A 26,491-nucleotide genomic window follows, 5' to 3' on the forward strand; every position below is an offset into this window, starting at 1 on the left:
ACCGAGAGAGAGGGCGATCATGAGCACTGCGCTGCGAGAGGATGCCGAACGCGTCGCGGCAGAGCCGCTGCGCTTCGCGTTACGAGCGGACGGATGGGGAACCGGAGTTTTCGGGCTGTTCTTGCTGGCAGGCGCGGTGCCGCTGCGGGATCCGCTCGGCTTGCCGACGGGCTGGTCGATCCCGTTCGGAGTGGCGATGGTCGGCGGTGGGCTCGCGCTGTTGCTGATAGCCGGATATCCGGTGATCTCGGCACGGCACGCGGCGACGGTGGTGGCGGTGAACGGCGCGTCGGCGGTCGCGATGACGGGGCTCGCGTTCTCCGGGCTGATCGATCTGACTGCCGCGGGGGTGAGTTTTCTGCTCGCCGGTGCGGTGGTTGTGGCGTGCTTCGCGGGACTCGAATACCGCGGTCTGCGTCGTGTCGATCAGTATCGGCGCGCACGTTGACTGCCGTGCGCACCCGGAGCGGCCGTTCACGACTTCCTGTACACCACGCATCGTGGAGATGAGCCGGTAGACCGCTCAGCCGGGAAGTGGCACGAGCTCGACCAGCGACCCTCGTCCCGAGCGGGGCGGCAGCAGGGCCAGCGCCCGCGCGGTGATGAGGCTCGCCAGATGCGGGGTGTGCACCGGGCCGGTGGCCTGCCAGACCCCGCCGGGCTGCTGGCAGACCGGGACGATGCGGGTCAGGGTGTCGTGGGTGCCGGAGGAATCGGCCATCCGCCCGCGCAGCGGTTCGGCCGGGATGCGGGCGGTGCGGGCGTCGACGATGGCGGGGCCGGTGAGCAGCAGTGCGGCGATCGCGGCGAACGGGTTGCCGGGTAGTGCGAGCAACACGCGGCCGTCGGGCAGCAGCGCGACCAGCTGGGAGCCGCCCGGACGGATCGCGAGGCCGTCGATGAGGATGTCGGCGCGCAGCTCGGTGAGCAGGGCGCGCAGATGATCGGCCGCGCCCCGGCCGGTGGCGCCGACCACCACCACCAGGTCGGCCTCCGAACGCAGCGCGAACCAGGAGCCGAGCAGCTCCCGGCAGTCGTCGAGCCGCCAGACATGGGTGGTCTCGATATCGCAGGCCCGCAGATAGGTGGGCAGCACCGGGCCGATCGAATCCCGCGTCTGACCGGGCGCCAACGGGCCCTGCGCGCGGATCTCGGAGCCGGTGATCAGCACATCCGCCCGCAGCGGCCCACGGACGGAGAGGGTTGGCACCTCGGCGCTCGCCGCCGCCGACACCACCGCGGCGGACACGCGGGTGCCCGCGGCGGCCAACTGCGCGCCCGGATGCCAGTTCTCCCCGCGGCGGCGGGTGTCGTCGCGCACCGGCGCCTCCGGGAGACGTGCCAGCAGGGTCTCGCCGGACAACATACTGGTGGAGACGAATTCATCGCGGACGACAGCGGTGGTGCCGGTTGGCGTCGGCGCGCCCGTCGCGATGCGGACCGCCTGCCCGGGTTCGAGCGCCCGGCCGCCGTGGGCGCCCGCGACCCGGGTATCGCCGCGCAGCACCCACGGTCCCGGCCCGCAGACCGCGTAACCGTCCATGGCGGCGGTATCGACCCGCGGCAGCGCGGTCGCGGTGGTCAGCGGCTCGGCCAGCGTCGCTCCGGAGGCCTCGGACGGCGGGCGTTCGGTGCTCGCGATCGGAGCCAGCCGGGCACGCAACAGCGCCCGCGCCTCCTCGACCGTGCGGGCCGTGTCGCCGCATCCGGCCTGGCCGGTGTGCGCCACCATCGCGCGGGCGGTCGGCGCGCTCATCGCCGGTCCGCCTCGCGCGCACCGGCCGGCCTCGGACCCGAGCTCACCCACATCATGCGAGCCATCCTCGCCGCCGCCGATTTCCCGCCATTTTCGGCGCAGTTGCCCCGCAATGACGCTGTGCTCACACTCCCGGCTGTGCGGCTGTGCGGCTGTGCGGCTGTGCGGCTGTGCGGCTGTGCGGCTGTGGCGGTTCAGGTCAGCTCGGGGCTGATCGGGCGGTAGCGGAGGTTGACCTCGGCGTCGGGGTCGTCGCCGTTGGCGAGGGCCAGCGGGATGGGTGTGCCGCCGGGATGGTCGAACAGGCGAATCCCGTCCCCGAGCAGCACCGGCGCGATGTGCAGGTCGATCTCGTCGATGAGTCCGCGTTCGAGCAGCTGCGCGCCGATCGTGGGCGAGAAGACTTCGAGATTCTTGCCTGCGGCCGCCTCGAGTCCGATCCGGACCGCTTCGGCGACATCGCAGTTCAGGAAGGTGACGCCGGCGGCGGGTGTGGCGTCTTCGGGGTGGTGGGTCAGCACGAACACCGGTCCTTGCCAGGCGCCGCCGTAGATGGCGGTGGGGTCGGGGTAGGCGTCCCAGCCGGTGCGGCCGCCCAGCACGGCGCCGGTCGTCTCGACGTACTCCTCGACGAGGCCGGGTCGGGAGGTTCCGCGCATCCAGTCCATGGAATGGTTCGGTCCAGCGACGAATCCGTCCAGCGACATGCTGAAGTGCCAGAGCACCTTCCCGCCCGCGGTCTGCGGTGCGGTGTCCGGCAGCGCTCTGGCTGCTGTGTTCTCCGAGGTCATTGCGGTGTCCACGGGCCTTCCTCTCGTCGGGTTCCTGGTAGTGACGACCAGGCGGGCCGGCGAAACTCATCGCTCGGCGCGCGATCCTATGCCGGATAGGTGTGGATTTCGGTGGCCTTGAGGGCGGCCCACAGCTCGGTTCCCGGGCGCAGGCGCAGTTCGGCGACGGTGGCGGCGGTGACGTCGGCCAGGGCCGGGGGAGTGCCGTCGAGCCGGACCCGGACCGTGTGCGCATGCTGTTCGACCCCGGCGACGGTCACCGGCCAGGTATTGCGCGGACTGCCCGCAGGACGTTCCGGATGCAGGCTGACGGCGCTCGGCGCGAAGGCCAGATGTACCGCAGCTGTTGCCGGTTCGGCGATCGTCAGCTCGCCGCCGCGGTCGAGGTCGACGACCGTGCCGCGCGCGGTGCCGCGGAAGAGATTGAGGCCGACCAGATTGGCGACGTAATCCGAGCGGGGGCGCCGGGCGACCTCGGCGGGCGCACCTTCCTGCACGACGGCGCCGTCCTCCATGATGACCAGCCGGTCGGCGAGCACCATCGCATCGAGCGGGTCGTGGGTGACCAGCACCGTGTGGCCCGGATAGTCGCCGAGATGGTGGGCCAGGTCGCTGCGCACCCGGATCCTGGTGCTCGCGTCCAGCGCGGCCAGCGGCTCGTCCAGCAGCAGGAGTTTCGGCTCGGTGGCCAGCGCCCGCGCCAGCGCCACCCGCTGCGCCTGACCGCCGGACAAGCTGCGCGGTTTCGTTTGCGAATACTCGCCCAACCCCACTCGCTCCAGCCAGTGCCCGGCCCGCGCCCGCGCCGCTGCCCGCCGCATCCCCCGCGCTCGCAGCCCGAACGCGACATTGTCCAGCGCATTCAGATGCGCGAAGAGCAGGTAGTCCTGGAACACCACTCCGACCTGCCGGTGCTCGGCCGGCGTGAACGTGTGCGGCGGTGCGTCCCAGAGGCGCTCATCGAGCCGGATCGCACCGTCGGTGAGCGGTGTGAGCCCGGCCAACGCTCGCAGCGCGGTCGTTTTCCCGGCACCGTTGGGCCCGAGCAATGCCACCACCTCGCCGGCCCGCACCGTCAGCGCCAGCCCGAGTGCGAAGTCGCCGCGGGTGATCCGGATATCCGCCTGGAGCGTCATCCGATGCCCCGCGTCCACCGCTCCCGCAGCGCCGCGAGCACTCCGACCGAGACCGCCAGCAGCACCAGGCTCAGCACGATGGCGGCGTCCGGGTCGGTTTGCAGCGCCAGATACACGGCCAGCGGCATGGTCGTCGTTTCGCCGGGGAAGTTGCCCGCGAAGGTGATGGTGGCGCCGAATTCGCCGAGTGCGCGCGCCCAACAGAGCACCGCACCGGCCACCACACCGGGCAGGATCGAGGGCAGGGTCACGCGGCGGAAGCTCAACCAGGGGGAGGCGCCGAGCGTGGCGGCGGCTTCCTCGTAGCGCGGATCGGCCGCCCGCAAGGCGCCTTCGACCGAGATCACCAGGAACGGCATCGCGACAAAGGCTTCGGCGACCACCACACCGGCCGTCGTGAACGGCAATGACACCCCGAACCATTCGTGCAGGTACTGGCCGATCAGCCCGCGACGCCCGAACACCAGCAGCAGTGCCACACCGCCCACCACCGGCGGCAAAACCAGCGGCACCGTCACCAGCGCCCGCACCAGCCCGCGGCCGGGCAGGTCGGCGCGTGCGAGCAGCCAGGCCAGCGGGATGCCGAGCAGCAGGCAGATCATCGTCGCCAGGCTCGCGCACACCAGCGAAAGCCGCAGCGCTTCCGCGATTTCCGCGCTGAACAGCCGATCCGGCAGGGTCCGCCACGGTGCTCGCAGCACCAGCCCCACCAGCGGAACCACCAGGAACAGCAGCCCGATCACGGCGGGCACCAGCAAGATCGGTGGCCGCCGTCGCCGCACCCGTCGTGCGACGGTCCGGGTCACGGCGTCTCGAATCCCGCGTCGGCGAAGACCGGGCGGGCCGCGTCGGATCCGATGAAGTCGACGAATGCCGCGGCGGCCGGTGCGTTCGGCGCGTGCGCGACCGGCGCGATCGGATACTCGTTGACCGCGCTCGCCGATTCCGCGAACTCGATGCCGTCGACCTTGTCGCCGGCCGCTCGCACATCGGTGCGATACACCAGCGCGGCATCGACCTCGCCGAGCGTCACCTTGCTCAGCACGGCCTTCACGTCGGGTTCCCTGGTGTCGGGTTTCGGAGTGATCCGCGCGGACTCGAAGACCTTCGTGGCCGCCGCCCCGCACGGTACCTGTTCGGCGCACAGCGCGATGATCGGTTCCTCGCGGCCGAAATCGGACAGACCGGTGATCGCGCCGGGATTTCCTGCGGGAACCGCTATTTCGAGGCTGTTGCGGACGAACGTCACCGGCGATCCGGTGATGTCGCCGGAATCGACGACCTGCTGCATGTTCTTCGGGGCGGCCGAAGCGAAGACGTCGGCGGGCGCGCCCTGCCGGATCTGCTCGGCGAGTTCGGAGCTCGCGCCGAAGCTGAACACGACGTCCACGCCGGGATGCGCGGCCTCGAACTGCGCACCCAGCGCGGTGAATGTCTCGGTGAGCGAGGCGGCAGCGAAAACGGTTACCCTGCCGCTGATTTCACCATCGCCGGGCGCGGCCGAGCCGCCATCCCCGCAACCGGTGAGTGCGAAGGTGCTCGCGACGAACAGCGCGGCGACATGACGATAGCGGTGCACGAGTTCAGCTCTCCGGGATCTCGACGACGACATGCGTGGATTTCACCGAGGCGACGGCCACGCTGCCCACCTCGAGGCCGAGTTCATCCACCGACTCCCGGCTGACCAGCGACACCAGCCGGAACGGACCTGCCTGCATCTCCACCTGCGCCATCACGGTGTCCTTGACGATGCGCGTGACGATGCCGCGCATGCGGTTGCGGGCCGAGGCGGCGACCGTGGTGCCCGGCTCGGGCGCCTCGGCGCTGGCGCGCAGGAATTCGGCCAGGTCGCGCCCGCTGATGCCCTTGCGTCCGTTGTCGAGCTGAATCGACGGCAACCGCCCATGGTCCACCCACCGGCGTACGGTGTCATCACTGACACCGAGCAGGGCTGCTGCCTCGCTGATCCGCAAATTCGACACCATTGGGAGCATATTCCCGCATCTGCGGAAATCAAGGCGTCATAATGATCGTTATCGAACCTGCGCGTTTCCGGTGCGGACGGGTGAGGTGGCGGAAACATCGTGTTAGCGTCCGCTGGGTGGATTCACCGCCGTCGCAGCCGCACGCCTTTCCCGTGCTCGAGCCGTACGCGTCCGGCCTGCTCGATGTCGGTGACGGCAATCGGATGTATTGGGAGACCAGTGGTAATCCGCGCGGGAAGCCGGTGGTCGTCGTGCACGGTGGGCCCGGCGCGGGTGGCGGCGGCTCGCGTCGGAGCGCCTTCGATCCGGCGATCTACCGCATCGTGCGCTTCGACCAGCGCGGATGCGGGCGGAGCCTGCCCAACGCGGCCGATCCGCGAGTGCGCCTCGCGGTGAACACCACCGAACATCTGATCGCCGATATGGAGCGATTGCGCACCCACCTGGGGATCGAGCAGTGGATGCTGTTCGGCGGATCGTGGGGTTCGACGCTGAGCCTCGCCTATGCCCAGCGGTACCCGGAACGGGTGACCGAGATCGTGCTGGTCGGTGTGACGATGACGCGGCGCGCGGAGATCGACTGGCTCTACCGGGGCGTCGGGCTGCTGCTGCCGCAGGAATGGGAGCGGTTCCGCGAGGGTGTGCCCGCCAGCGACCGTGACGGCGATCTGGTCGCCGCCTACAGCCGGTTGTTCGACCACCCCGACCCGCAGGTCCGCGTGACCGCCGCCCGCAACTGGTGCGCCTGGGAAGACGCCGTCATCGCCCACGAAACCACCGGTTCGCCCGGCCAGTACAGCGCCAAACCCGAAGCCGCCATGCTCACCTTCACCCGCATCTGCGCCCACTACTTTGCCCACGCGGCCTGGCTGCCCGACGGCCGGCTCCTCCACGACGCCCACCGCCTGACCGGCATCCCCGGCATCCTCATTCACGGAAAACTCGACCTCAGCGCTCCGCTCCGCACTGCCTGGGACCTCGCCAACGCCTGGCCCGACGCCGAACTCCAGGTGATCGACGATTCCGGGCACACCGGAAGCCCGGCCATGGGCGAAGCGATCTTGTCGGCCGCCGCCCGATTCGCGCGGTGAACACAGCGATCCAGCTGGGCCCCCGGGCATTACTCGCTAGGTGGCCAGACGAAGGACCATCTCGTTCTCCGGCCGCGGATCCTCCGGCCCGCACGGCTGCCGGCGCCCGGTGTAGTGAAAACCGTTACGCCGGTACAGGTTCTCCGCGTGGTGGTTGCCGTCGAGCACCCACAGTCGCAGCTCCGGATGGCCGCCGTCGCGCGCCCACTCGATCACCGCGTGCACCAGCCGGTCGGAGATTCCGCTGCCGCGGGCGACCGGATTCACCCACATCGACACCAGCTCGGCGGACCCGTCGGCACGAAAGCCCGCAGCCGACCCGATGGGAACACCGCCGTCTTCGGCCACGAACAACGTCCGCGGGCGGGCCCACTCACGCCAACGCTGTTCGTTCCACGCCGATGCCTCGGCGAACGTCGTACTGAACGTGCCGGGCGGCGATCCCGCGAGCGCGTCCAGGCGAACGGCCCGCGCCACTTCCCATTCCGCAGGCGGCACCCGGCGCACGATCATCGGTCGATCGTGCGCCGGATAGCGCTCGCCCGCAAGGGGATTGATCAGTCCTTGGGGCCGCCGGCCACGTAGATGACCTGGCCGGAGACGAAGCCGGCGCCCTCGCTGGCCAGGAAGGACGCGGTGTGGGCGATGTCTTCGGGGTAGCCGACGCGGGCCACGGGGATCTGCGAGGCGGCGGCGGCCTGGAAGTCCTCGAAGGAGGCGCCGACGCGGGCCGCGGTGGCGGCGGTCATATCGGTGACGATGAATCCGGGGGCGATGGCGTTGGCGGTGACACCGAACTTGCCGAGTTCGAAGGCGAGGGTTTTGGTGAAGCCCTGCATGCCCGCCTTGGCGGCGGAGTAGTTGGCCTGGCCGCGGTTGCCCAGGGCCGAGGTGCTCGACATGTTGATGATGCGGCCGAACTTCTGCTCCACCATGTACTTCTGCACGGCCCTGGTCAGCAGGAACGCTCCACGCAGGTGCACGTTCATGACCGCGTCCCAATCGTCGACGCTCATCTTGAACAGCAGGTTGTCGCGCAGGATACCGGCATTGTTGACCACCACCGTCGGTGCGCCCAGCACGCCTTCCAGCCGCTCGACCGCCGCCGCCACCGACGCCTCATCGCTCACATCGGCGCCGAGCGCCACCGCCTGTCCACCGGCCTCGGTGATCGCCGAGACCGTATCGGCGCAGGCGCTCTCGTCCAGATCGAGCACGCCGACCTTCATGCCGTCGGCGGCGAATCGTCGGGCGATCGCCGCGCCGATTCCCCGCGCGGCACCGGACACTACTGCGACCCTCTCGGTCATGAACGACGTCCTTCCTCGAAGTAACTGCTTCGCAGCCATCTAACACCCGCTGGGCCACCGCGCGTCGGCACGTCGAATCCGCCCTGGTGTGACAGTGTTGGTCCCGCCGACTGGCGGTTGGCGCGCTCGCGGGTGATACCCCCCTCCCGCCCGCCAAAATTTGCCGCATTGGCAAATTTTCTTGCCAGGATCGGCAACTGTTCGCATCATCGTGTGCGGAGGTGGTCACAGTGACCGATGAGCTGAAAAACAGCTATGACGTGGTGGTACTGGGCGGCGGAGCCGCGGGGCTGAGCGGTGCGGTGACGCTGGCGCGGTCGAGGCGGTCGGTCGTGGTGATCGATGCGGGCGACCCACGCAACGCACCGGCGGATGGCGTGCACGGCCTGCTCGGCCGCGAGGGGATGCCGCCCGGCGAACTGCTCGAACGAGGCCGCGCGGAGCTTCGCGGATACGGCGGCCGGATCGTCACCGGGGAGGTGGCCACGGCCACGCGCGACGGTGACGGATTCGCCGTCACCCTGACCGACGGCCGATCGACCCGCGCCCGCCGCCTGCTGGTGGCGACCGGCCTGACCGACGTGCTGCCCGACATTCCCGGTCTACGGGAACGCTGGGGCCGCGACGTCCTGCACTGCCCGTACTGCCACGGCTGGGAGGTACGCGACCAGGCCATCGGCGTGCTGGCGAGCAGCCCGATGTCGGTGCACCAGACGATGTTGTTCCGGCAGCTGAGCGACGACGTCACCTTCTTCACCCATACCGCGCCAGAACCGGCCGGTGAGGTGGCCGAGGAACTCGCGGCACGCGGAATTCGGGTGGTGACCGGTGCGGTCGCAGGACTGGAGATCGACGCGGACCGGCTGGTGGGTGTGCGTCTCGCCGACGGCACCGTCGTCGCCCGCGACGCACTGGCCGTGGGGTCGCGCATGGTGGCGCGGGCCGGGTTCCTGGCCGATCTCGGGCTGACACCGGTGGAGCACCCGATGGGCATGGGCGAGCACATCGCCGCCGATCCGACGGGCCGCACCGACGTGCCCGGGGTGTGGGCAGCGGGCAATGTGGTCGACCTGTCGGCTCAGGTGGGCGCTGCCGGTGCCGCGGGGACCATGGCCGGCGCGCAGATCAACGCGGACCTGGTGGCGGAGGAGACCCGGCAGGCGGTCGCCGCGCTGCGCGAGAGGGCTGCGTCCGAGCCCGGAGTCGCCGAGCAGCCGGTGGGGGAGCACGCCCTCGGATAAGCGAGACCGGGCGGCGGGGCCGGCGACCCGCCGCCCGGCACCGATCGACGACCGCGACCAAAGGATCAGCATGACAGAGGAATTCGGCAAGGAATTCTGGGAGACGCGTTACCACGGCGCCCACTCCGCCGCCCGCGAACCCAACCCGCACCTCCTCGCCGAGGTGGGTGACCTACCGCCGGGCACGGCGCTCGACGCCGGCTGCGGGACGGGCGGCGAAGCACTGTGGCTGGCCGCTCAGGGCTGGCAGGTGATGGCCGTCGATATCTCCGATGCGGCCCTGCGGCACGCCCGCGAACGGGCCGACGCCGCCGGTGCCGACATCGCCGCCCGCATCAGCTGGCAGCAGGCCGACCTCACCGAATGGGTGCCTCCCGCTGCGCAATTCGACCTGGTGTGCACTCACTACGTCCATACCTCCGGCTCCCCGCAGGAGTTGTTCGAGCGCCTCGCCACGGCCGTCGCCCCCGGCGGAACCCTGCTCATCGTCGGTCACGCCCCGAGCGACCACCTGTCCAGCCATGCGCACGGCTCGTCATCGGCACACGTGCACGTCACCGCCGAAGACATCGCCGCGGGCCTGGACCCCGGCCGGTGGGAAGTCCAGGTAGCCGAAGGCCGTTCCCGGCAGACCATCGGCCCCAATGGTTCGGAGGTCACGCTCGAGGACACGGTGTTGCGCGCACGTCGTCGCTGACCGGTTCCGTCCACATCGCGACGGCCGCCCGCGCCTCGTCTCGGTCCCGGCGGCGGGGGCGTCCATCAGGCCGAAATCGCTTGTCGCGCACCCGGTTGAAGCGGTCGCCGGGTCATCGTCGTGAATTCGGTGGGCCGGTAGTGGGTCGTGCGCCGCCCGCTCATGCGGTGACGCGCGCGCGACCGGATCCGTCGAACGGCGGATAACTGTCCCCGCCCGTCCGTTCGGCGGCCGCGATGTACTCGGCGAGGGCGTCGCGGGAGCGGGTCAGTTTGTCCAGCTGGTCGTCGAGCCGGTTCATCCGCGAGCGCATCGCGTCGAGCAGTTCGGGGCAGCCGGGCAGGTCGGGCGCTTCGCCGGTGGCGCAGGGCAGCAGGTAGGCGATGTCGTCGCTGGACAGGCCGGCGTCGAGCAGGTGCCGGATCTGGCGCACCCGCAGCACGGCGTCCTCGGGGTAGTCGCGATAGCCGTTGGGGCTGCGGTCGGCCTCGAGCAGGCCTTGCGCCTCGTAGTAGCGCAGCTGGTGGGCGTTGACGCCCGTGCGGCGGCTCAGTTCCCCGATCAGCATCGACACCTCACTTGACCTTCAGACCGGTATGAACGTTGATCATGCTGCCATGACCAACACCGAAACATCCGTGTCCATTCTCGGACTCGGCCTGATGGGCCGGGCACTCGCACGCGCCTTCCTGAAAGCCGGGCATCCGACCACCGTCTGGAACCGCACGCCCGCCACGGCCGAACCGCTGGTCGCCGAGGGCGCGCGGCAGGCTCCGACGGCCGCCGAAGCGATCGCCGCCGGATCACTGACGATCATCTGTGTGAGCGACTATCCGGCGGTCTACGAGCTGCTCGACGGGGCGGAGCTCGCGGGCACGACCCTGCTCAACCTGACCTCCGGCGACTCGGCCCAGGCCAGGGCAGCCGCCCGCTGGGCCGAGCAGCGCGGCGCCCACTACCTCGACGGCGCCATCATGGCCATCCCACAGGCGATCGGCACCGACGAGGCGGTGATCCTGCTCAGCGGCGTGCAGGCGCATGCCGAAGCGCATCGCTCGACGCTGGAAGCGCTCGGCACGCTCACCTATCTCGGCGGCGACCACGGCTTGGCGTCGCTGTACGACGTGGCGGGGCTGGCCATGATGTGGGGCGTCCTCAACGCCTGGCTCCAGGGCACGGCCCTGCTCCGCACCGCCGGCGTCGACGCCGCCACCTTCGCCCCGTTCGCCCAGCAGATGGCCGCGAGTGTCGCCGGCTGGCTGCCCGGACACGCGGAGCAGATCGATGCAGGCTCGTTCGCGACCGAGGTGGCCTCGCTCGACACCCACGTGCGGACAATGGCGCATCTGATCGAGGAATGCGAGGCGGCCGGCATCAATGCCGAGCTGCCGAGATTGATCAAGTCGATGGCCGACCGATCGGTCGCTGCCGGGCACGGTGGAGACGAATATGCCGTGCTGATCGAAGAATTCGCCGAGCCGGGCGCTGCCTGATGGACACCGCCGCACACGGGCGAGCCGCACGCTCGGTGGCGATCTCGGCGGGCGGATCCGGCGAGTCCGCGGTGCCCGCTGGAAAACCGGTGGCGGTCGGCTTCGGGCATCAGTACAAAGGTTCGTCGGGGCGCACGAGAGCAGCCGGGGGATTGAACCGTCGAAAGGGCCTGCCGTGAACGAGATGGAAGCCATCGCCGCCAACCGCGCGAACTGGGACGACCGCGCCGACGTCCACGTGCGTTCGCGGATGTACGACGTCGACGCGTTCCTGGCCGATCCCACCGATATCTCCCGGGTGGTACGCAACGATCTGTCGGTGCTGGAGCCGCACCTGCCGGACACCGGGATCCACGGGCGATCCCTCCTGCATCTGCAATGCCATATCGGCACCGACACCGTCTCGTGGGCACGGCTCGGCGCGGCCGAGGTGCACGGCCTCGACCTCTCGCCGAACTCGCTGCGGCACGCGGCGCGGATCGCGGCCGCCGACGGCCGTGACATCACCTGGGTCGAAGGCGACGCCCGCTACGCCTCCTCGGCGATCGACCGCCGCTTCGACACGATCGTCACCAGCGCCGGAACCATCGTCTGGCTCCCGGATCTCACCGATTGGGCCCGCTCCATCCATGACCTGCTCGAACCGGGCGGTGTCTTCCTCATCCGCGACGACCACCCGATCCTCGGCGCCATGGACTTCCAGCCCTGGACCATCACCGACGATTACCTCACCGGCGGCGGCGTCCTGACCTATGAAGATTCCGGCACCTACACCGAGGATTCGGAGGGCTTGATCACCCACACCACCAACCACGAATGGCGCCACGACCTCAGCGAAGTCGTCACCGCGCTGCTCGCGGCGGGCCTGAGAATCGAAGCCCTGCACGAACTCCCGTACATGGACTGGCCGGCGTTCCCGGCCCTCGAGCCCTGCGCCGAGGGCTGGACGACGGCCCCCGGCCACCCGCGGATTCCGTTGAACTTCGCCGTCGTCGCGCGCCGGGTCTGAGCTCATCTGGCGGGTGTGAGACCCCGGCCGGGTCCGGATCCGGCCTACCGCGCCGGGCCGGCCCCGCCCAGGGCATGCTCAGGGGCGCAGCACCGAGACCAGGAATTCGGTCTGGTCGTGCACGGCCTGCTCGAACACGTCATCGAAGTAGATGTCGAAATGCCCTGCGTCGTAGCGCTTCACGATGGCGTGCTTGGTGCGTTCGGCGGCGCGCAGCGCGGGTTTGACCGGTGCCACCGAATCGTTGTCGCACAGTGCGTAGAGCACCGGCATCTTCAGCGCCTTGGCGCGCCGCCCCGGCGCGTCGAACAGGGCCGAGAAGGCCACGCGCGCGGCTACTTTCGGCTGATAGCTCTCGCTTTCCTCGGCCAGCCTGCCGAAACCCTCCGGCACGTCGGGCGCCGACATCAGCGCGGCGGCACGCTTGCGCCCGGCCAGCCGCACCGGAACGGGCTTGCGCCGGATCGGTCCGATCAGCAGGTCGGTGGCGGCGATGGTGGCCACCTTGGTGAGGCTGGTCGGGCCCTTCGCCATGGCGGAGGCCCAGCCGCTGGTGAACGGCACCTGCGCCACCACCGCGGCGATATAGGCGTCGTCCGGCGCCACCGACAGCACGTGCCCGCCACCGAAAGAGGTGCCCCACAACGCGATCCGGGTGGCGTCGAACCCGCGGATGGTGCGCGCGTAGGCGATCGCCGCATGCCAGTCCTCGCGCTGACGGGCGATGTGCAGCAGCTGGCGCGGTGCGCCGTCACTGGCACCGAAATGGCGATAGTCGAAGACCAGCACCCCCATCCCCGCGGCCGCGAACCTGCGCGCGTACCGATCCAAACCCATTTCCCTGTTGGCCCCCAGGCCGTGTCCCATCACCACGAGCGGGCGGGGTTTGGGCACGCCATCCGGACGGTAGAGCCAGGCGGCGCACTGCTCTCCCCCCGACGGGAAGCTGACCTCGACACGTTCCATGGTCGATTAACTTACCGAGTATCCTGTGCTGGCGGACGAGTCGGCCGGGCGGCCGCGGCGACGGGAACGGGCACTGCGGTGTCGCTGCCCGGAGCCGAGGAAAGTCCGGACTCCACAGAGCAGGGCGGTTGCTAACGGCAACCCGGGGCGACCCGCGGGACAGTGCCACAGAAAACAGACCGCCCACGACCTCTCGGGGTCGTGTGGTGAGGGTGAAACGGTGCGGTAAGAGCGCACCAGCGCCCCGGGTGACCGGGGCGGCTCGGTAAACCCCGCCCGGAGCAAGGTCGAAGGTCGCATCGCGTGCGATGCGGCTGCGCAGGTGTTCGAGGGCTGCTCGCCCGAGCCTGCGGGTGGACCGCTCGAGGCACCCGGCGACGGTGTGTCCAGATGGATGGCCGCCACCCGGTGCGAACCGGGGACAGGATCCGGCTTATACGCCGGCTCGTCCGCCCCAGACGCCGAGCGGCGGCGCCCCTGCTGGGGCGCCGCCGCGTCGGTATCAGTCTTCGCAGGTCTCAGAGCACTGTGATCAGCAGAGCACCTTGATCATTTCGTAGATGGCCTTCGACTCCTCCGGCGACGCCGAGCCGCGACCGTTCTTGGTGCGGTTGGAGATTTCGGTGAGGACTTCGTCCTCGGCCTTGCCCTCGTGGATATCGTCGCAGGTCTCGGTGAAGATCTCACCGATCTCCTCGTCGCTGCGGCCCTCGGCCAGGCTCGGGAAGGCCTGCTTGTAGGCGACGACGAAGGAGCCGATCTTGACCGAATCCAGGCTCATATCGCCCTTCGGGGAGGTCGCGCCCGTCGACGGAGCCGCGGCATCGCCGGACTCGGTGGCCGAGGCGGTGGCCGATGCGGTCGCGGAACCGGAGGCCGTGGACTGCGCGGAACTCGAGGTCGTCTCGTCCTCACAACCGGCGATGAACAGGGCAAGGGCGCTGGCAGTTGCCGCGATGGCGGCGGAAGTTCTGATCACGTTGCCGGATGCTAGCGGCACCCGGGGCAAAGCGCCTCCCGCACCAGCAGCGGGAGGCGACTGCGCAACTACCTCAGGCGGGGCCGATCAACAGCATCCGCGCGAAGTTGGCGGCCTGTTCGGGACCGAGCAGGGGCAGCAGGTAGTCGTACACAAGAGTGGACATGAGGTGCGGAACTCCCAAGATTTCGTCTTACGGGACGGTTACGCTCGGCCACCCTAGCAGCGACCGCGCCCGCCGGCTGCCGAGTCGGCGCCGCTGAGGTGCCGGATTCATCCGGAACTGGCCGAGAACGTGATAGAGGTCATAGAGTGGTCGCCGTTGGATCGAGATGCCTCGCGGGGCCGCGATGCATCACCTCACACTGAAACTCTCGGGAAGCAGGTCTCAACTCATATGCGGGTAGTTCGTTCTCTGGTCGCCGGCGCATTGATCGCCGGGGCCGCATCGGTTTTCGCCACGCTCGGGGCCGGTAACGCCGGCGCGGTGGCGGTGACTCCGCTGCCGGGTGGGGTGCAGGTCGACCTCACCCCCGCCGACACCAAATGGGTGCACCAGAGTGGTGTCGGGCGCACCATCGCCGGGCTGCCGCACCCGTCGGCGGCGTCGTTCGGCTACGCCCTGGACTCGGCGGCGGCGTTGTCGTCGGAGTATCCCGAGGGCCGCGTCGTTTTCACCGTCTTCGGGCCGTTCGACCAGCTGAGCGGCACCATGCTGGCGCTGAAGTAGCGACCTAGAATTCTCAGCGTGGAACTCCACCAGCGGATCGTCTCGGCGCCGGTCGATTTCGGCGCCATTCGATCCGAATTCGGACTGACCTCGGCCTATCCGGCCGAGGCCACCGCGGAAGCCCGCGACGCGGTCGACGTGTTCGCGGGCGACCGCTCCGATCGCACCGACATCCCGTTCGTCACCATCGACCCGCCGGGCGCGATGGATCTCGACCAGGCGCTGCACCTGGAACGCACCGGCACCGGCTTCCTGCTGCACTACGCCATCGCCGACCTCGGCGCCGTGGTCATCCCGGACGGCGCGCTGGCCGCCGAAGCGGGCGCCCGCGGCCAGACCTTCTACCTGCCCGACACCACTGTGCCGCTGCATCCGCCGGTGCTGTCGGAGAACGCGGCCAGTCTGCTGCCGGATCAGACCCGCCCGGCCGCCCTGTGGACCATCGAACTCGATCACGACGCCGAGCCGTTGCGGTATTCGGTCGAGCGCGCCCTGGTGCGCTCCCGGGCCCGCCTCGACTATGCCGGTGTGCAGGCCGACGCCGACGCCGGCCGCCTGCACCCCTCGATCGCGGCGCTGCCGGAATTCGGCACCAAACGCATCGCGGCCGGGCTGGAACGCGGCGCGATCGAACTGCGGTTGCCTGCGCAGAGCGTGATCCGCGACGAGGGCGCCGACGGGCACTGGCGCCTGGTGCTCGAACCGCGCACCGCCGCCGACGACTGGAACGAGCAGGTGTCGCTGCTGGCAGGCATGTGCGCGGCCCGCATCATGCTCGACGGCGCCGACGGCTCCGGTGAACGCATCGGCCTGCTGCGCACCATGCCGCCGCCACCCGATTCGGCCATTGCCTCGATCCGCCGCACCGCCGCCGCCCTCGGCATCGACTGGCCCGCCGGTGCGCCGGTGGGCCGGATGCTGGCGGCACTCGATCCCAATTCGCCGGCGACGCTGGTGCTCATGTCCGAGGCCACCGGCCTGCTGCGCGGCGCCGCCTACACCGTCCTCGACGGCACCGACCCGTCCTCGGACAGCTTGCGCCACAGCGCGATCGGCGCACCGTACGCGCATGTCACCGCGCCGCTGCGGCGCCTGGTCGACCGGTTCACCACCGAGATCTGCCTGGCCCACTGCGCTGGCACCCCGGTGCCGCAGTGGGTGCGCGACGGCCTGGCCGCGACCGCCGAGACGATGAAACGCAGCGACGGTGTGGCGAACAAGGTCGAACGCGCCTGTATCGACCTCACCGAGGCAACCCTGCTGTCGCAGCGCATCGGCGCCGAATTCGAGGCCGTCGTGGTACGCGAAGGCAATGGCAACCGGCCCGCCGAGATCTTCATCGCCGACCCGCCGCTGGTGGGTCCCTGTGAGGGGTCGCCGACCGAGGGTTCCAGGGTGCGGGTGCGTTTGGCATCGGCGGATCCGGTGGCGCGGAAGGTGTTGTTCACCCACGTGCGTTGAGGCCCGGTCGCCACGGTGCAGAATTCCCGGCGCGGATGGTGACGAGCGGATACGCGCGTGGCCGTTGAGCCGACGTCCGCCGAGGTAGTGGGTCGACGCCCGCCGACTTACTCGGTCGAACGCGTGGCCGGGGCTCCCGCGATACCGAGCACGCCTAACCGGGCAGCAGCGAAGCCGCAGTGACAGGGTATTTCGCCAAATGCTCACCGGCGGCCCGGTCTTCGGCGTCTGCCAGCGCGGAATACAGCGCCGTGGATTCGCCGGCGGCCCGTGCTTCTGCGGCGCGGGCGAGGATGGCTGCACGGGATTCGACCGCGTCGCGGTGATCACCGAGAACTGTCTGCAACCGCTTGGCCTGGCTGCCGAGTTCGTCCGCCTCGCCGCCGAGCGTGTCGGCCGCGGCTTCGCAGGAATACCGTAACCGCTTGGCGCCCTTGCGGATATCGTGCAGCAGCTCGATGCGATCCGCCGGGGCGACGGTGACCTCCGCGCCGACCATCCGGTGCAGGCGCGCACGGTCGCGGTGCAACACCGAGCGGAAGGCGTCGTCGGCCGGCCCGCCGACCCGTGCCTTGCGCAGCGGGGGCGCAGTCCGCCAGCTCGCGAGCTGATCCCGCAACGCGCGATAGCGTGCGCTGTCCAGCGCGCCGAGCACCTCGGTGTGCGCGGCCGAGTACCGCTCCCGCTCGGCGGCTACCAGCCGATGCGTGACGGCCCCGAGCACATCCGGATCGGCGCCTTCGGTGAGCTCGGAATCCAGTAGCGCCGCGAACCGTTCGGCCCGCACCTCCGCATCCCGGGCGACCCCGAGCAGCCCGGCCAGCCAGGCCAGCTCCGCCACCATCGCGGCGGCGGGCCTGCGTTTGAACAACCGGCGATAGGACCGCAGCACACTGCGCAATCTGCGGGTGGCCACGCGCATCTGATGCACCGAATCCCAGGCGTCGGCGCGCACCTCCGGTTCGGCGGCCAGCAGCCGGTCGATGTCCTCACCCAGCGCCGCGATGAGCGCGTCTGCGGCGGTGGCCGTCATGACCTAGCGTCCTTTCGCGAACCCGTCGGTGGCTTCGACGAGATGGTGCGTGATTCCGGGTTCGTTGGCGGCGTGCCCGGCATCGTCGACGATGTGCAGCACCGAACCGGGCCAGGCGCGGTGCAATTCCCATGCGCTGACCGCCGGGCAGACGATGTCGTGGCGGCCCTGCACGATCACCGCGGGAATGTCGGCGATCGTGTCGATATCGCGTAACAACTGTCCCTCGTCGAGGAAACCGCCGTGCCGGAAATAGTGATTCTCGATCCGCGCGAAGGCGAGCGCGAAGCGCGGCTCACCGGTTTCGGCGACCCGATCCGGTTGCGGCAGCAGCGAACTCGTCGCACCCTCCCAGGTGGACCAGGCGATGGCGGCCGCGGTGGCGATCTCCTCGTCGGGGGAGTGCAGCAACCGGTGATAGGCCTGCACCAGATCGCCGTCACGCTCGGCTTCGGGCACCGGTGCGAGGAACTTCTCCCATTCGTCGGGGTAGACGTAGCCGGCCGCGCCGTTGTAGTACCAGTCGATTTCCTTGCGCCGCAACAGGAAGATCCCGCGCAGCACCAGTTCGGTGACCCGCTGCGGATACCGCTGCGCGTAGGCCAGCGCGAGGGTGGAACCCCACGATCCGCCGAACACCAGCCACTGCTCGACGCCGAGCGCCTCGCGCAACTGCTCGATATCGGCGATGAGATGGTCGGTGGTGTTCACCGACAGATCCGCGCCGTCGGCGATATGCGGGGTGGAGCGCCCGCAGCCGCGCTGATCGAACAGCACGATCCGGTACCGCTCCGGATCGAAGAACTGGCGATGGAATGGTGCGGTGCCGCCGCCGGGCCCGCCGTGCAGGAACACCGCGGGCTTACCGTCCGGATTGCCGCTGACCTCCCAGTACACCGACTGGCCCGCACCCACGTCGAGCATGCCCTGCTGATGCGGCTCGATCGGCGGGTAAAGGGTGCGCATCAGAATGCCAGGCCGGACGCCAGATCCGGCAGTTGCAGCGCGTCGATCGCCTCCTGTCGCACCTCGGGGCAGGCCTTGGTGGTGATCCGGTCGATCGACTGCTTATCGGCGAGTACCTGGGCGTTGATCGCGCCGTTGCGCAGCGCCCAGTCGTGCACCATGGCGTTCAAGCCGATACGGCCGAGGGTCGGGCCCTGCACCCGCCAGTTCGACAGCTCGGGGCGGATCATCTCGCACAAGGCCGTCGCGGCGGAATCGGAGACCTCGAGCGGCGTGCCGGGGGTGGGGGACGTGGCGCCAGGTGTGGTCGCCGGAAGGCTGGTGGGCACGGCGGTCGTCGTCCCGGTCGTACCGCTGGAGCCGGTCCCGGATTCACCTCCGCACGCGGTCAATAGGACAGCAGCACACGCTCCCGCGACCACCAGTGTGCTCCGGGAAATCCAACGGCGTTCCGGCATCAGTACCTCTGCTCGACTCGAGATTGTCGATACGAGTCTGCCATTTTTCCGGTACCCCGGCGGTGCGGTGTTCCCGGGCCGGGGTCGGGTGTGGGGTTAGACGAGGGGGCCGCAACGGCGTCGGCCGGGCAGCGCGGGAGGGATCCGCGCGGGCCCGGCCGAGCTCGTTGTCGACGGTTCAGAAACTGTGTTCGGGCCCGGGGAAGGTGCCCGTGCGAACTTCCTCGGCGTAGGCGGCGGCCGCGGCGCGCAGATCGTCGCCGGTGTTGGCGAAACGCTTGACGAACTTGGCGGTCTTGCCGCTGGTGTAGCCGGCCATGTCCTGCCAGACCAGCACCTGGGCATCGCAATCGGCGCCGGCCCCGATCCCGACGGTGGGGATGGTGAGCTTGCGGGTGACCTGGCCGGCGAGTTCGGCCGGGACCATCTCCATCACCACCGAGAACGCGCCCGCTTCCTGGACCGCGATGGCGTCGGCGATGAGCTGCTCGGCGCCGTCGCCGCGGCCCTGCACCCGGAAACCGCCAAGGGTATTGACGCTCTGCGGAGTGAAGCCGATATGGCCCATCACCGGGATACCCGCGGCGGTGATCAGTGCGATCTGCTCGGCCACCCGTTCGCCGCCCTCGAGCTTCACCGCATGCGCCTGGCCTTCCTTCAGGAACCGGGTCGCGGTGGCCAGCGCCTGCTGCGGCGAGGATTCGTAGGTGCCGAACGGCAGATCGGCGACCACCAGGGCGTGCGGCGCGCCGCGCACCACACCGCGCACCAGCGGGATGAGCTCGTCGACGGTGACCGGCACGGTCGTGTCGTAGCCGTAGACCACATTGGCCGCCGAATCGCCGACCAGCAGCACCGGAATGCCGGCCTCCTCGAACAGCCGGGCCGTCGAGTAGTCGTAGGCGGTGAGCATGGACCAGCGTTCGCCCGTCGCCTTCATCTGCTGTAGATGATGGACGCGGGTCTTACGCCGGGGCTTCGCCTCGGCCGAGGCAGCGCCGTAGGCGGGGGTTTCCGAATCGGATACGGACATCATCGTCCCTTTCGTCGTCCTCGAGGCCCGTCGTACGGGTCCCCGGGTCTGGGTGACGCCATCCAGTGTGCCACCGGCCGCACTACGCATTTAAGGCCCGCGACCAGTGCGGTTGGTCACATGCGCCGGGCACCGTCATCGGATGCGCGGCCGTCGCTGCGCTGTTGCTCGCCGGCCCGATGCCGTGCGCCGGTTCCCTTGTCCCACGCTGCGCGGCGGCGGTCCGCGCGCCGCGCAGACCGGCCCGGCCCAGCTGGCGCGGTGCGGCGGCGACCGGAATCGCGGCTAGCATGGCGCCGTGCGGAGTGGGCGTGGTGTGCTGGTGACGGTGCTGGCGGTGACGGCGTTGGCGGCCGGTTGTGCCGAGTCGAAGCAGGAACCCGCGGTCGCGGCGCCCCCGCCGCCGGACGGACTCGCCGAGTTCTACACCCAGACCCCGCAGTGGGGTAGCTGCGCCGATTTCACCGGCCCGGACGAATCGCTGCCACCTGCGACCGAATGCGCACGGATCACCGTCCCGGTCGACTACGCCGATCCCGATGGCGCGACCGCACAGATCGCGTTGTCGCGGGTCAAGGCCGAGGGCGCGAATCGCATCGGCTCGCTGCTGCTCAACCCGGGCGGACCCGGTATGTCCGGATTGTCCACCGTGACGGTCGGCGGCGGCACCGCGATCGCCGAACGTTTCGACCGAGTCGGATTCGATCCGCGTGGCGTCGGCGCCTCGACGCCCTCGGTGGCCTGCCTGACCCCGCAGGAAGCCGACGCCGAACGCGCCGAGCCGCCGGTGGTCAACACCCCGGAGGGCATCGCCGCCGAGGAGGCCGACAACCGCGAATACGCCGACGCCTGCGTCGAACGCACCGGCAAGGAGTTCCTGGCCCACGTCGGCACCCGCGAGGTGGTGCAGGACATGGACGTCATCCGGGCGGTGCTCGGTGATCCGAAGCTCAGCTACCTCGGCTACTCCTATGGCACCCGCCTCGGCACCGCGTATGCCGAGAAGTTCCCCGGCAACGTGCGCGCCCTGGTGCTCGACGGCGCCATCGATCCCACCCAGGACCCGGTGGAGGAATCGCTGCGCCAGGCCGAAGGCTTCCAACAGGCCTTCGACGCCTACGCCGCCGACTGCGTCACCCGGCCGGAATGCCCACTGGGTAACGACGCGTCCACGGCGGTGAAGCGGTTCCGGGAGCTGGTCGACCCGCTGTGGGACAAGCCCGCCGCCACCACCGACACCCGCGGCCTCAGCTACGGCGATGCGCTCACCGGCGTGCGGCAGACGCTCTACAGCGAAAGCTTCTGGCGCGTGCTGTCGCTCGGGCTGACAGAATTGAGCCAGGGTCGCGGCGACACGCTGCTCCAGCTGGCCGATCTGTACAACGGCCGCAACGAAGACGGCACGTATAACAATTTGAACGACGCTTTCAACGCCATCCGCTGCGTCGACGATCCGCGCATCACCGATCCGGCGGTGGCGGCACGCCAGGACGCCGAGTACCGCAAGGCCGCTCCGTTCATGGACGACGGCCGCGGTACCGGGGCCGCGCCGCTGGAGTTGTGTGCGAGCTGGCCGGTGCCCAATACCAGTCAGCCGCACGAGATCTCGGTGCAGGGCCTGCCGACGACGGTGGTGGTGTCCACCACTGGCGATCCGGCCACCCCGTATCAGGCCGGCGTCGACCTCGCCGAGCAGCTGGGCGCCGCGTTGATCACCTACGAAGGCGATAGCCATACCGTGGTGCTGAACGAGGGTTCGCCGTGTGTGGACAACGCGGTCGTCGCCTACCTGACCGAGCTGATCGCGCCGCAACCCGGGCTCAGGTGCTGACGCGCAGGTGAGCTCACATCGCGGGATACAAACCCCGTGTCGCCATGTAACACAGATTTAACGCCGGGTGCCTACAGTCGCGGTCATGGATCGCCAGAAGGAATTCGTGCTGCGGACGCTCGAAGAGCGGGACATCCGCTTCGTGCGGCTCTGGTTCACCGACGTCTTGGGCTATCTGAAGTCCGTGGCGATCGCCCCCGCCGAACTCGAAGGCGCCTTCGAGGAAGGCATCGGTTTCGACGGTTCGGCCATCGAGGGATTCGCCAGGATCTCCGAGGCCGATATGGTCGCCCGCCCCGACCCGTCCACCTTCCAGGTGCTGCCGTGGTCGACCAGCAAGGGCCACCAGCATTCCGCGCGCATGTTCTGCGACATCACCATGCCCGACGGCTCACCGTCCTGGGCCGATCCGCGGCATGTGCTGCGCCGTCAGCTGAACAAGGCCGGTGACGTCGGCTTCAGCTGCTATGTGCATCCGGAGATCGAGTTCTTCCTGCTCAAGAACACCCCCGACGGCGCCGATCCGGTGCCGGCCGACAGCGGCGGCTTCTTCGACCAGGCCGTGCACGATTCCGCCCCGAACTTCCGCCGCCACGCCATCGACGCGCTCGAGTCGATGGGTATCTCGGTGGAGTTCAGCCATCACGAGGGCGCGCCCGGCCAGCAGGAGATCGATCTGCGCTACGCCGACGCGCTGTCCATGGCCGACAACGTGATGACCTTCCGCTACCTGATCAAGGAAGTGGCCATCGACGAGGGCGTGCGCGCGACGTTCATGCCCAAGCCGTTCGCCCAGTACCCGGGCTCGGCCATGCACACCCACATGAGCCTGTTCGAGGGCGAGGCGAACGCCTTCCACGATCCTGACGACCCGATCAACCTCTCCGCGACCGCGCGCGCGTTCATCGCGGGCATCCTCGAGCACGCCCCCGAGATCAGCGCCATCTCCAACCAGTGGGTCAACTCCTACAAGCGACTCATCCACGGCGGTGAGGCGCCCACCGCGGCCTCGTGGGGCCGGTCGAACCGGTCCGCGCTGGTCCGGGTGCCGATGTACACGCCGAACAAGTCCTCCTCGCGTCGTGTCGAGATCCGCAGCCCTGATTCGGCCTGCAACCCGTACCTGACCTTCGCGGTGCTGCTGGCCGCAGGCCTGCGCGGCATCGAGAAGGGCTACACGCTGCCGCCGGAGGCCGAGGACGACGTCTGGTCGCTCACCGCCGCCGAGCGCCGCGCGATGGGCTTCCGGGAGCTGCCGGGCACCCTCGATGAGGCGTTGCAGGCAATGGAACGCTCGGAACTGGTCGCCGAAACCCTCGGTGAGCACGTGTTCGACTTCTTCCTGCGCAACAAGCGCCGGGAGTGGGCCGATTACCGCAGCCAGGTGACGCCGTTCGAACTCAGGGAGTATCTCGGGCTGTGAGGTCGCGGTGCGGTCGTGCCCACCACGACCTGGGCGCGAGCATGTAATTTGAAAGCATGGTCCGGCCCCCGACTGCCCGCTCCGCTGTCCCCGGCGTCGGCCGTCTCGGATTGCTCGAGCCGACGGCTGCCGCCTCCCTGGCCGAACTGGCATGGGACAACATCGATGGCATCCCGCTGCTGTGGGCGCTCTCGCGCGCGCCCGACGCCGACCTGGCGCTGAATACGATCATCCGGTTGCGTGAGGCGCTCGGATACGAGTGGGCCGAGCTGGATTCGGCGTTGCGTACCGATACGGCCCTGCGCGGCCGGTTGTTCGCTCTTGTCGGCTCGTCGACGGCGTTCGGTGACCATCTGGTGGCCGATCCGTCGGCGTGGAAGTCGTTGCGCCGCACCGATCTCCCGGACCGCGACGAGTTGGTCACCGATCTGCTCGACGCCGTCGACGCGGTACCGGAGACGGGCCCGAACGCCGCCCCGATGCTGTTCCGGGCCGGGCAGTCAGGCCCGGAAGTCGTTGCGCTGCTGCGCAAACGCTACCGCGATCAGCTGATGCTGCTGGCCGCCCAGGATCTCGCGGCCACCGTGGAGAACGAGCCGGTGCTGCCGTATCAGGTGGTCGGCCGCCATCTCACCGACCTCGCCGATGCCGCATTGACCGCGGCGCTGGCGGTCGCCGTCGCCCGGGTCTGCCGCGACGAGCCGTGCCCGGTGCGGCTCGCGGTGATCGCCATGGGCAAATGCGGTGCGCGCGAACTCAACTACGTCTCCGACGTCGATATCGTGTTCGCCGCCGAACCGGCCGACGCCACCGCCGCTCGGCTGGCCGCGGAGATGATGAGCATCGGCAGCGCCGCCTTCTTCGAGGTCGACGCCGCGCTGCGCCCCGAGGGCAAGGCCGGTGCGCTGGTGCGCACTCTCGAATCGCATATCGCCTACTACCAGCGCTGGGCGCGCACCTGGGAGTTCCAGGCGCTGCTCAAGGCGCGCCCGATGACCGGTGACCTGGCCCTCGGCGAGCAATACCGCGACGCGCTCATGCCCATGGTGTGGTCGGCTTCCGAACGCACCGACTTCGTCCCCGACGTGCAGGCCATGCGCCGCCGCGTCGAGGATCTGGTGCCCGCCGACCTGCGCGAACGTGAACTGAAGCTGGGCCACGGTAGTTTGCGCGACGTCGAATTCGCCGTGCAGCTGCTGCAATTGGTGCACGGCCGGGTCGACGACACCCTGCATGTGCAGGGCACCGTCGAAGCCTTGACCGCCTTGGCTGCCGGCGGCTACGTCGGCCGCGACGATGCCGCCAACCTCACCGCCTCCTACGAGTTCCTGCGCCTGCTCGAACACCGGCTGCAACTACAGCGGCTCAAGCGCACCCACACCCTGCCCGCCGACGACGACGCCGACGGCATGCGCTGGCTGGCCAGGGCCGCCCATATGCGTCCCGACGGGCGCCAGGACGCGGTGGGGGTGCTGCGCACGGAGATCCGCCGCAACACCGTCCGGGTGCGGCGTTTGCACGCCAAGCTGTTCTACCGGCCGCTGCTGGAGTCGGTCGCCCGGCTGGATTCGGACGCGTTGCGGTTGAGCCCCGATGCGGCCGTGCGCCAGCTCGCCGCCCTCGGCTACGCCGCCCCCGAACACGCGCTCGGCCACCTGCGCGCACTCACCGGAGGGGTGTCGCGTAAGGGTCGTATCCAGGCGCTGCTGCTGCCGACGCTGCTGGAATGGCTGGGCGATACCCCCAACCCGGACGCGGGCCTGCTGGCTTATCGGCGGGTCTCGGAGGGGCTGGCCGAGCAGACCTGGTTCCTGCGCGAACTGCGCGACGAGGGTGCGGTCGCGCAGCGGTTGATGATCGTGCTCGGCTCCTCGGCCTACCTGCCCGATCTGCTGATCAACGCGCCAGAGACCATCCGCATGTACGCCGACGGGCCCAGCGGGCCGCTGCTGCTCGGCCCGCAACCCGAGGACGTCGCCCGCGGCATCCTCACCGCCGCCGCCCGCTACGACGACCCGAACCGCGCGGTCGCCGCGGCACGTTCGCTGCGCAGGCACGAACTCGCCCGGGTCGCCTCCGCCGATCTGCTCGGCCTGCTCGATGTGCCGCAGGTGTGCCGGGCCCTGTCGTCGGTGTGGGTCGCGGTGCTCGAGGCATCGCTGCGGGCGGTGATCCGGGCCAGCGAGGCCGAACGCGGCGCACCCGCGCCCGCCGACTTCGCGGTGATCGGCATGGGCAGGCTCGGCGGCATGGAACTCGGCTACGGTTCCGACGCCGATGTGCTGTTCGTCTGCGATCCGCGGCCCGGCGAGGACGAGACCAAGGCCGTGCGCTGGGCCACCGGCATCGCCGAGCGGGTGCAGCGCATGCTCGGCGCGCCGAGCACCGACCCGCCACTGCAGGTGGATGCCGCGCTGCGACCGGAGGGACGCAACGGCGCTCTCGTGCGCACCCTCGCCTCCTACGCGGCCTACTACGAGCAGTGGGTGCAGCCGTGGGAGGTGCAGGCCTTGCTGCGCGCCCACCAGGTCGCCGGAGATCAGGAGCTCGGCGTGCGGTTCCTGCACCTCATCGACGAGGTGCGGTATCCGGCGGGCGGGGTGTCGGCCGAATCGGTGCGCGAGATCCGCCGGATCAAGGCCCGCGTCGATTCCGAACGCCTGCCGCGCGGCGCCGACCCGGCTACCCACACCAAACTCGGCCGCGGCGGGCTCGCCGATATCGAATGGACTGTGCAGCTCGTGCAGCTGCGCCACGCCCACGAGGTGCCGGAGCTGCACAACACCTCGACGCTGGAGACGCTGGACGTCATCGAGCGCAAGGGCCTGCTCGACCCCGAGGACGTCGACCTGCTGCGCCAGGCCTGGCTCATCGCGACCAAGGCCCGCAATGCCCTGGTCCAGGTGCGCGGCAAGCCGAGCGATCAACTGCCCGCGCCCGGCCCGCAGCTGTCGGCGGTGGCGTACGCGGCGGGCTGGCGCAACGGTGACGGCGGGGAATTCCTCGACAACTACATGCGGATCACCCGGCGCGCGAAAGGCGTGGTGGAGCGGGTATTCGGGGCCTGACCGAGGCGGATGACCGGTTGGGGTTCGGTTGTCC

The 26,491-nt window shown here is 69.8% G+C and carries 26 protein-coding genes and 1 other RNA gene; 12 read left to right on the top strand and 15 right to left on the bottom strand.

All coding sequences use genetic code 11. The annotated features are described in order from the left end of the window. The first annotated feature begins 19 nt into the window (after positions 1-19). Entirely contained in the window at positions 20-448 is a 429-nt protein-coding gene (locus GV790_RS16165; RefSeq protein ID WP_163814177.1) for a hypothetical protein, read from the top strand. 75 nt (positions 449-523) lie between these two features. Here the strand turns inward: GV790_RS16165 and GV790_RS16170 are convergent, their stop codons facing one another. The 6 genes from GV790_RS16170 to GV790_RS16195 all read right to left on the bottom strand — a co-directional run bounded on the left by GV790_RS16170 (position 524) and on the right by GV790_RS16195 (position 5,665). Further along, positions 524-1,756 (bottom strand): molybdopterin-binding protein, encoded by a 1,233-nt coding sequence (locus tag GV790_RS16170; protein ID WP_178127986.1) that lies wholly within the window; start codon positions 1,754-1,756, stop codon positions 524-526. A gap of 194 nt (positions 1,757-1,950) precedes the next feature. Continuing rightward, a complete protein-coding gene (locus tag GV790_RS16175) occupies positions 1,951-2,559 on the bottom strand; it encodes a dihydrofolate reductase family protein (RefSeq protein WP_280213458.1) in 609 nt (202 codons plus the stop codon). A gap of 74 nt (positions 2,560-2,633) precedes the next feature. Beyond that, complete coding sequence (locus GV790_RS16180) at positions 2,634-3,683, bottom strand: ABC transporter ATP-binding protein (RefSeq protein ID WP_163814179.1); 1,050 nt, start codon at positions 3,681-3,683, stop codon at positions 2,634-2,636. Next, on the bottom strand, positions 3,680-4,489 hold the full coding sequence (gene modB, locus GV790_RS16185) for a molybdate ABC transporter permease subunit (RefSeq protein WP_163814180.1): 810 nt from the start codon (positions 4,487-4,489) through the stop codon (positions 3,680-3,682). The genes GV790_RS16180 and modB overlap by 4 nt, the downstream gene beginning before the upstream one ends. Further along, a complete protein-coding gene (gene modA, locus GV790_RS16190) occupies positions 4,486-5,262 on the bottom strand; it encodes a molybdate ABC transporter substrate-binding protein (RefSeq protein ID WP_280213456.1) in 777 nt (258 codons plus the stop codon). The genes modB and modA overlap by 4 nt, the downstream gene beginning before the upstream one ends. Before the next feature lie 4 nt (positions 5,263-5,266). After that, complete coding sequence (locus GV790_RS16195; protein WP_163814222.1) at positions 5,267-5,665, bottom strand: TOBE domain-containing protein; 399 nt, start codon at positions 5,663-5,665, stop codon at positions 5,267-5,269. Positions 5,666-5,784: 119 nt separating this feature from the next. Between GV790_RS16195 and pip (GV790_RS16200) the strand changes: the two genes are divergently transcribed. After that, positions 5,785-6,759, top strand: coding sequence for a prolyl aminopeptidase (pip, locus tag GV790_RS16200; protein ID WP_280213454.1), 975 nt, complete (start codon positions 5,785-5,787; stop codon positions 6,757-6,759). Between the two features lie 36 nt (positions 6,760-6,795). On the opposite strand, the gene GV790_RS16205 is transcribed toward pip (GV790_RS16200), so the two are convergent. Both GV790_RS16205 and fabG read right to left on the bottom strand, forming a co-directional pair. Then, positions 6,796-7,272, bottom strand: a complete 477-nt coding sequence (locus GV790_RS16205) for a GNAT family N-acetyltransferase (RefSeq protein ID WP_163814183.1) — start codon at positions 7,270-7,272, stop codon at positions 6,796-6,798. A 44-nt stretch (positions 7,273-7,316) separates the two neighbouring features. Continuing rightward, positions 7,317-8,069: a 3-oxoacyl-ACP reductase FabG gene (gene fabG / locus GV790_RS16210; RefSeq protein WP_163814184.1), complete on the bottom strand. Its 753-nt coding sequence runs from the start codon at positions 8,067-8,069 to the stop codon at positions 7,317-7,319. Positions 8,070-8,299: 230 nt separating this feature from the next. Between fabG and GV790_RS16215 the strand changes: the two genes are divergently transcribed. Continuing rightward, complete coding sequence (locus tag GV790_RS16215; protein WP_163814185.1) at positions 8,300-9,310, top strand: NAD(P)/FAD-dependent oxidoreductase; 1,011 nt, start codon at positions 8,300-8,302, stop codon at positions 9,308-9,310. Positions 9,311-9,380: 70 nt separating this feature from the next. Next, the gene (locus tag GV790_RS16220) at positions 9,381-10,007 is read left to right on the top strand and encodes a class I SAM-dependent methyltransferase (RefSeq protein ID WP_163814186.1); all 627 of its coding nucleotides are present in this window, start codon (positions 9,381-9,383) and stop codon (positions 10,005-10,007) included. Positions 10,008-10,167: 160 nt separating this feature from the next. Here GV790_RS16220 and GV790_RS16225 read toward each other — a convergent pair whose 3' ends face one another. Beyond that, positions 10,168-10,575, bottom strand: a complete 408-nt coding sequence (locus tag GV790_RS16225; RefSeq protein ID WP_163814187.1) for a MerR family transcriptional regulator — start codon at positions 10,573-10,575, stop codon at positions 10,168-10,170. A gap of 49 nt (positions 10,576-10,624) precedes the next feature. Between GV790_RS16225 and GV790_RS16230 the strand changes: the two genes are divergently transcribed. Next, positions 10,625-11,500: an NAD(P)-dependent oxidoreductase gene (locus GV790_RS16230; RefSeq protein WP_163814188.1), complete on the top strand. Its 876-nt coding sequence runs from the start codon at positions 10,625-10,627 to the stop codon at positions 11,498-11,500. A gap of 184 nt (positions 11,501-11,684) precedes the next feature. Next, on the top strand, positions 11,685-12,509 hold the full coding sequence (locus GV790_RS16235) for a class I SAM-dependent methyltransferase (protein ID WP_178128007.1): 825 nt from the start codon (positions 11,685-11,687) through the stop codon (positions 12,507-12,509). 78 nt (positions 12,510-12,587) lie between these two features. Here GV790_RS16235 and GV790_RS16240 read toward each other — a convergent pair whose 3' ends face one another. Next, complete coding sequence (locus GV790_RS16240; protein ID WP_163814190.1) at positions 12,588-13,475, bottom strand: alpha/beta hydrolase; 888 nt, start codon at positions 13,473-13,475, stop codon at positions 12,588-12,590. 36 nt (positions 13,476-13,511) lie between these two features. On the opposite strand from GV790_RS16240, the gene rnpB reads away from it, so the two are divergent. Then, positions 13,512-13,927: RNase P RNA component class A (rnpB, locus tag GV790_RS16245), an RNA gene on the top strand. An 80-nt stretch (positions 13,928-14,007) separates the two neighbouring features. Here rnpB and GV790_RS16250 read toward each other — a convergent pair. Then, a complete protein-coding gene (locus GV790_RS16250; protein WP_163814191.1) occupies positions 14,008-14,454 on the bottom strand; it encodes a hypothetical protein in 447 nt (148 codons plus the stop codon). A 397-nt stretch (positions 14,455-14,851) separates the two neighbouring features. On the opposite strand from GV790_RS16250, the gene GV790_RS16255 reads away from it, so the two are divergent. Continuing rightward, positions 14,852-15,184 (top strand): hypothetical protein, encoded by a 333-nt coding sequence (locus GV790_RS16255; protein ID WP_138446546.1) that lies wholly within the window; start codon positions 14,852-14,854, stop codon positions 15,182-15,184. Between the two features lie 18 nt (positions 15,185-15,202). Further along, complete coding sequence (locus GV790_RS16260) at positions 15,203-16,645, top strand: RNB domain-containing ribonuclease (protein WP_163814192.1); 1,443 nt, start codon at positions 15,203-15,205, stop codon at positions 16,643-16,645. Between the two features lie 154 nt (positions 16,646-16,799). Here GV790_RS16260 and GV790_RS16265 read toward each other — a convergent pair whose 3' ends face one another. The 4 genes from GV790_RS16265 to panB form a co-directional block, all read right to left on the bottom strand. Beyond that, positions 16,800-17,678, bottom strand: a complete 879-nt coding sequence (locus GV790_RS16265) for a CHAD domain-containing protein (protein WP_163814193.1) — start codon at positions 17,676-17,678, stop codon at positions 16,800-16,802. A gap of 3 nt (positions 17,679-17,681) precedes the next feature. Then, the gene (pip, locus tag GV790_RS16270) at positions 17,682-18,644 is read right to left on the bottom strand and encodes a prolyl aminopeptidase (protein WP_163814194.1); all 963 of its coding nucleotides are present in this window, start codon (positions 18,642-18,644) and stop codon (positions 17,682-17,684) included. Beyond that, on the bottom strand, positions 18,644-18,973 hold the full coding sequence (locus GV790_RS31160; RefSeq protein ID WP_163814195.1) for a hypothetical protein: 330 nt from the start codon (positions 18,971-18,973) through the stop codon (positions 18,644-18,646). Before GV790_RS31160 ends, pip (GV790_RS16270) begins: the two co-directional genes overlap by 1 nt. A gap of 307 nt (positions 18,974-19,280) precedes the next feature. Then, positions 19,281-20,135 (bottom strand): 3-methyl-2-oxobutanoate hydroxymethyltransferase, encoded by an 855-nt coding sequence (panB, locus tag GV790_RS16280; protein WP_163814196.1) that lies wholly within the window; start codon positions 20,133-20,135, stop codon positions 19,281-19,283. Positions 20,136-20,433: 298 nt separating this feature from the next. Here panB and GV790_RS16285 point away from each other — a divergent pair, with 298 nt between their 5' ends. The 3 genes from GV790_RS16285 to GV790_RS16295 all read left to right on the top strand — a co-directional run bounded on the left by GV790_RS16285 (position 20,434) and on the right by GV790_RS16295 (position 26,457). After that, positions 20,434-21,966, top strand: coding sequence for an alpha/beta hydrolase (locus GV790_RS16285; protein WP_375139399.1), 1,533 nt, complete (start codon positions 20,434-20,436; stop codon positions 21,964-21,966). 85 nt (positions 21,967-22,051) lie between these two features. Then, positions 22,052-23,389 carry a type I glutamate--ammonia ligase gene (glnA, locus tag GV790_RS16290; protein WP_036535109.1) on the top strand — a complete coding sequence of 446 codons (1,338 nt, stop codon included), beginning with the start codon at positions 22,052-22,054 and terminating at the stop codon, positions 23,387-23,389. A gap of 56 nt (positions 23,390-23,445) precedes the next feature. Further along, positions 23,446-26,457, top strand: coding sequence for a bifunctional [glutamine synthetase] adenylyltransferase/[glutamine synthetase]-adenylyl-L-tyrosine phosphorylase (locus tag GV790_RS16295; protein ID WP_163814197.1), 3,012 nt, complete (start codon positions 23,446-23,448; stop codon positions 26,455-26,457). The last annotated feature ends 34 nt before the right edge of the window (positions 26,458-26,491 follow it).

The sequence above is a fragment of the Nocardia cyriacigeorgica genome, from assembly GCF_010858045.1.
Classification (GTDB): Bacteria; Actinomycetota; Actinomycetes; order Mycobacteriales; family Mycobacteriaceae; genus Nocardia; species Nocardia cyriacigeorgica_E.

What these genes read in the sequence shown, in the direction of transcription:
- GV790_RS16220 (WP_163814186.1), top strand. Translation starts at nt 9,381, where the DNA reads ATGACAGAGGAATTCGGCAAGGAATTCTGGGAGACGCGTTACCACGGC.
- GV790_RS16170 (WP_178127986.1), bottom strand. Translation starts at nt 1,756, where the DNA reads ATGAGCGCGCCGACCGCCCGCGCGATGGTGGCGCACACCGGCCAGGCC.
- pip (WP_163814194.1), bottom strand. Translation starts at nt 18,644, where the DNA reads ATGCGCACCCTTTACCCGCCGATCGAGCCGCATCAGCAGGGCATGCTC.
- GV790_RS16265 (WP_163814193.1), bottom strand. Translation starts at nt 17,678, where the DNA reads ATGACGGCCACCGCCGCAGACGCGCTCATCGCGGCGCTGGGTGAGGAC.
- GV790_RS16225 (WP_163814187.1), bottom strand. Translation starts at nt 10,575, where the DNA reads ATGCTGATCGGGGAACTGAGCCGCCGCACGGGCGTCAACGCCCACCAG.
- GV790_RS16230 (WP_163814188.1), top strand. Translation starts at nt 10,625, where the DNA reads ATGACCAACACCGAAACATCCGTGTCCATTCTCGGACTCGGCCTGATG.
- GV790_RS16180 (WP_163814179.1), bottom strand. Translation starts at nt 3,683, where the DNA reads ATGACGCTCCAGGCGGATATCCGGATCACCCGCGGCGACTTCGCACTC.
- GV790_RS16205 (WP_163814183.1), bottom strand. Translation starts at nt 7,272, where the DNA reads ATGATCGTGCGCCGGGTGCCGCCTGCGGAATGGGAAGTGGCGCGGGCC.
- GV790_RS16165 (WP_163814177.1), top strand. Translation starts at nt 20, where the DNA reads ATGAGCACTGCGCTGCGAGAGGATGCCGAACGCGTCGCGGCAGAGCCG.
- GV790_RS16295 (WP_163814197.1), top strand. Translation starts at nt 23,446, where the DNA reads ATGGTCCGGCCCCCGACTGCCCGCTCCGCTGTCCCCGGCGTCGGCCGT.
- GV790_RS16235 (WP_178128007.1), top strand. Translation starts at nt 11,685, where the DNA reads ATGGAAGCCATCGCCGCCAACCGCGCGAACTGGGACGACCGCGCCGAC.
- GV790_RS16240 (WP_163814190.1), bottom strand. Translation starts at nt 13,475, where the DNA reads ATGGAACGTGTCGAGGTCAGCTTCCCGTCGGGGGGAGAGCAGTGCGCC.
- fabG (WP_163814184.1), bottom strand. Translation starts at nt 8,069, where the DNA reads ATGACCGAGAGGGTCGCAGTAGTGTCCGGTGCCGCGCGGGGAATCGGC.
- glnA (WP_036535109.1), top strand. Translation starts at nt 22,052, where the DNA reads ATGGATCGCCAGAAGGAATTCGTGCTGCGGACGCTCGAAGAGCGGGAC.
- GV790_RS16255 (WP_138446546.1), top strand. Translation starts at nt 14,852, where the DNA reads ATGCGGGTAGTTCGTTCTCTGGTCGCCGGCGCATTGATCGCCGGGGCC.
- panB (WP_163814196.1), bottom strand. Translation starts at nt 20,135, where the DNA reads ATGTCCGTATCCGATTCGGAAACCCCCGCCTACGGCGCTGCCTCGGCC.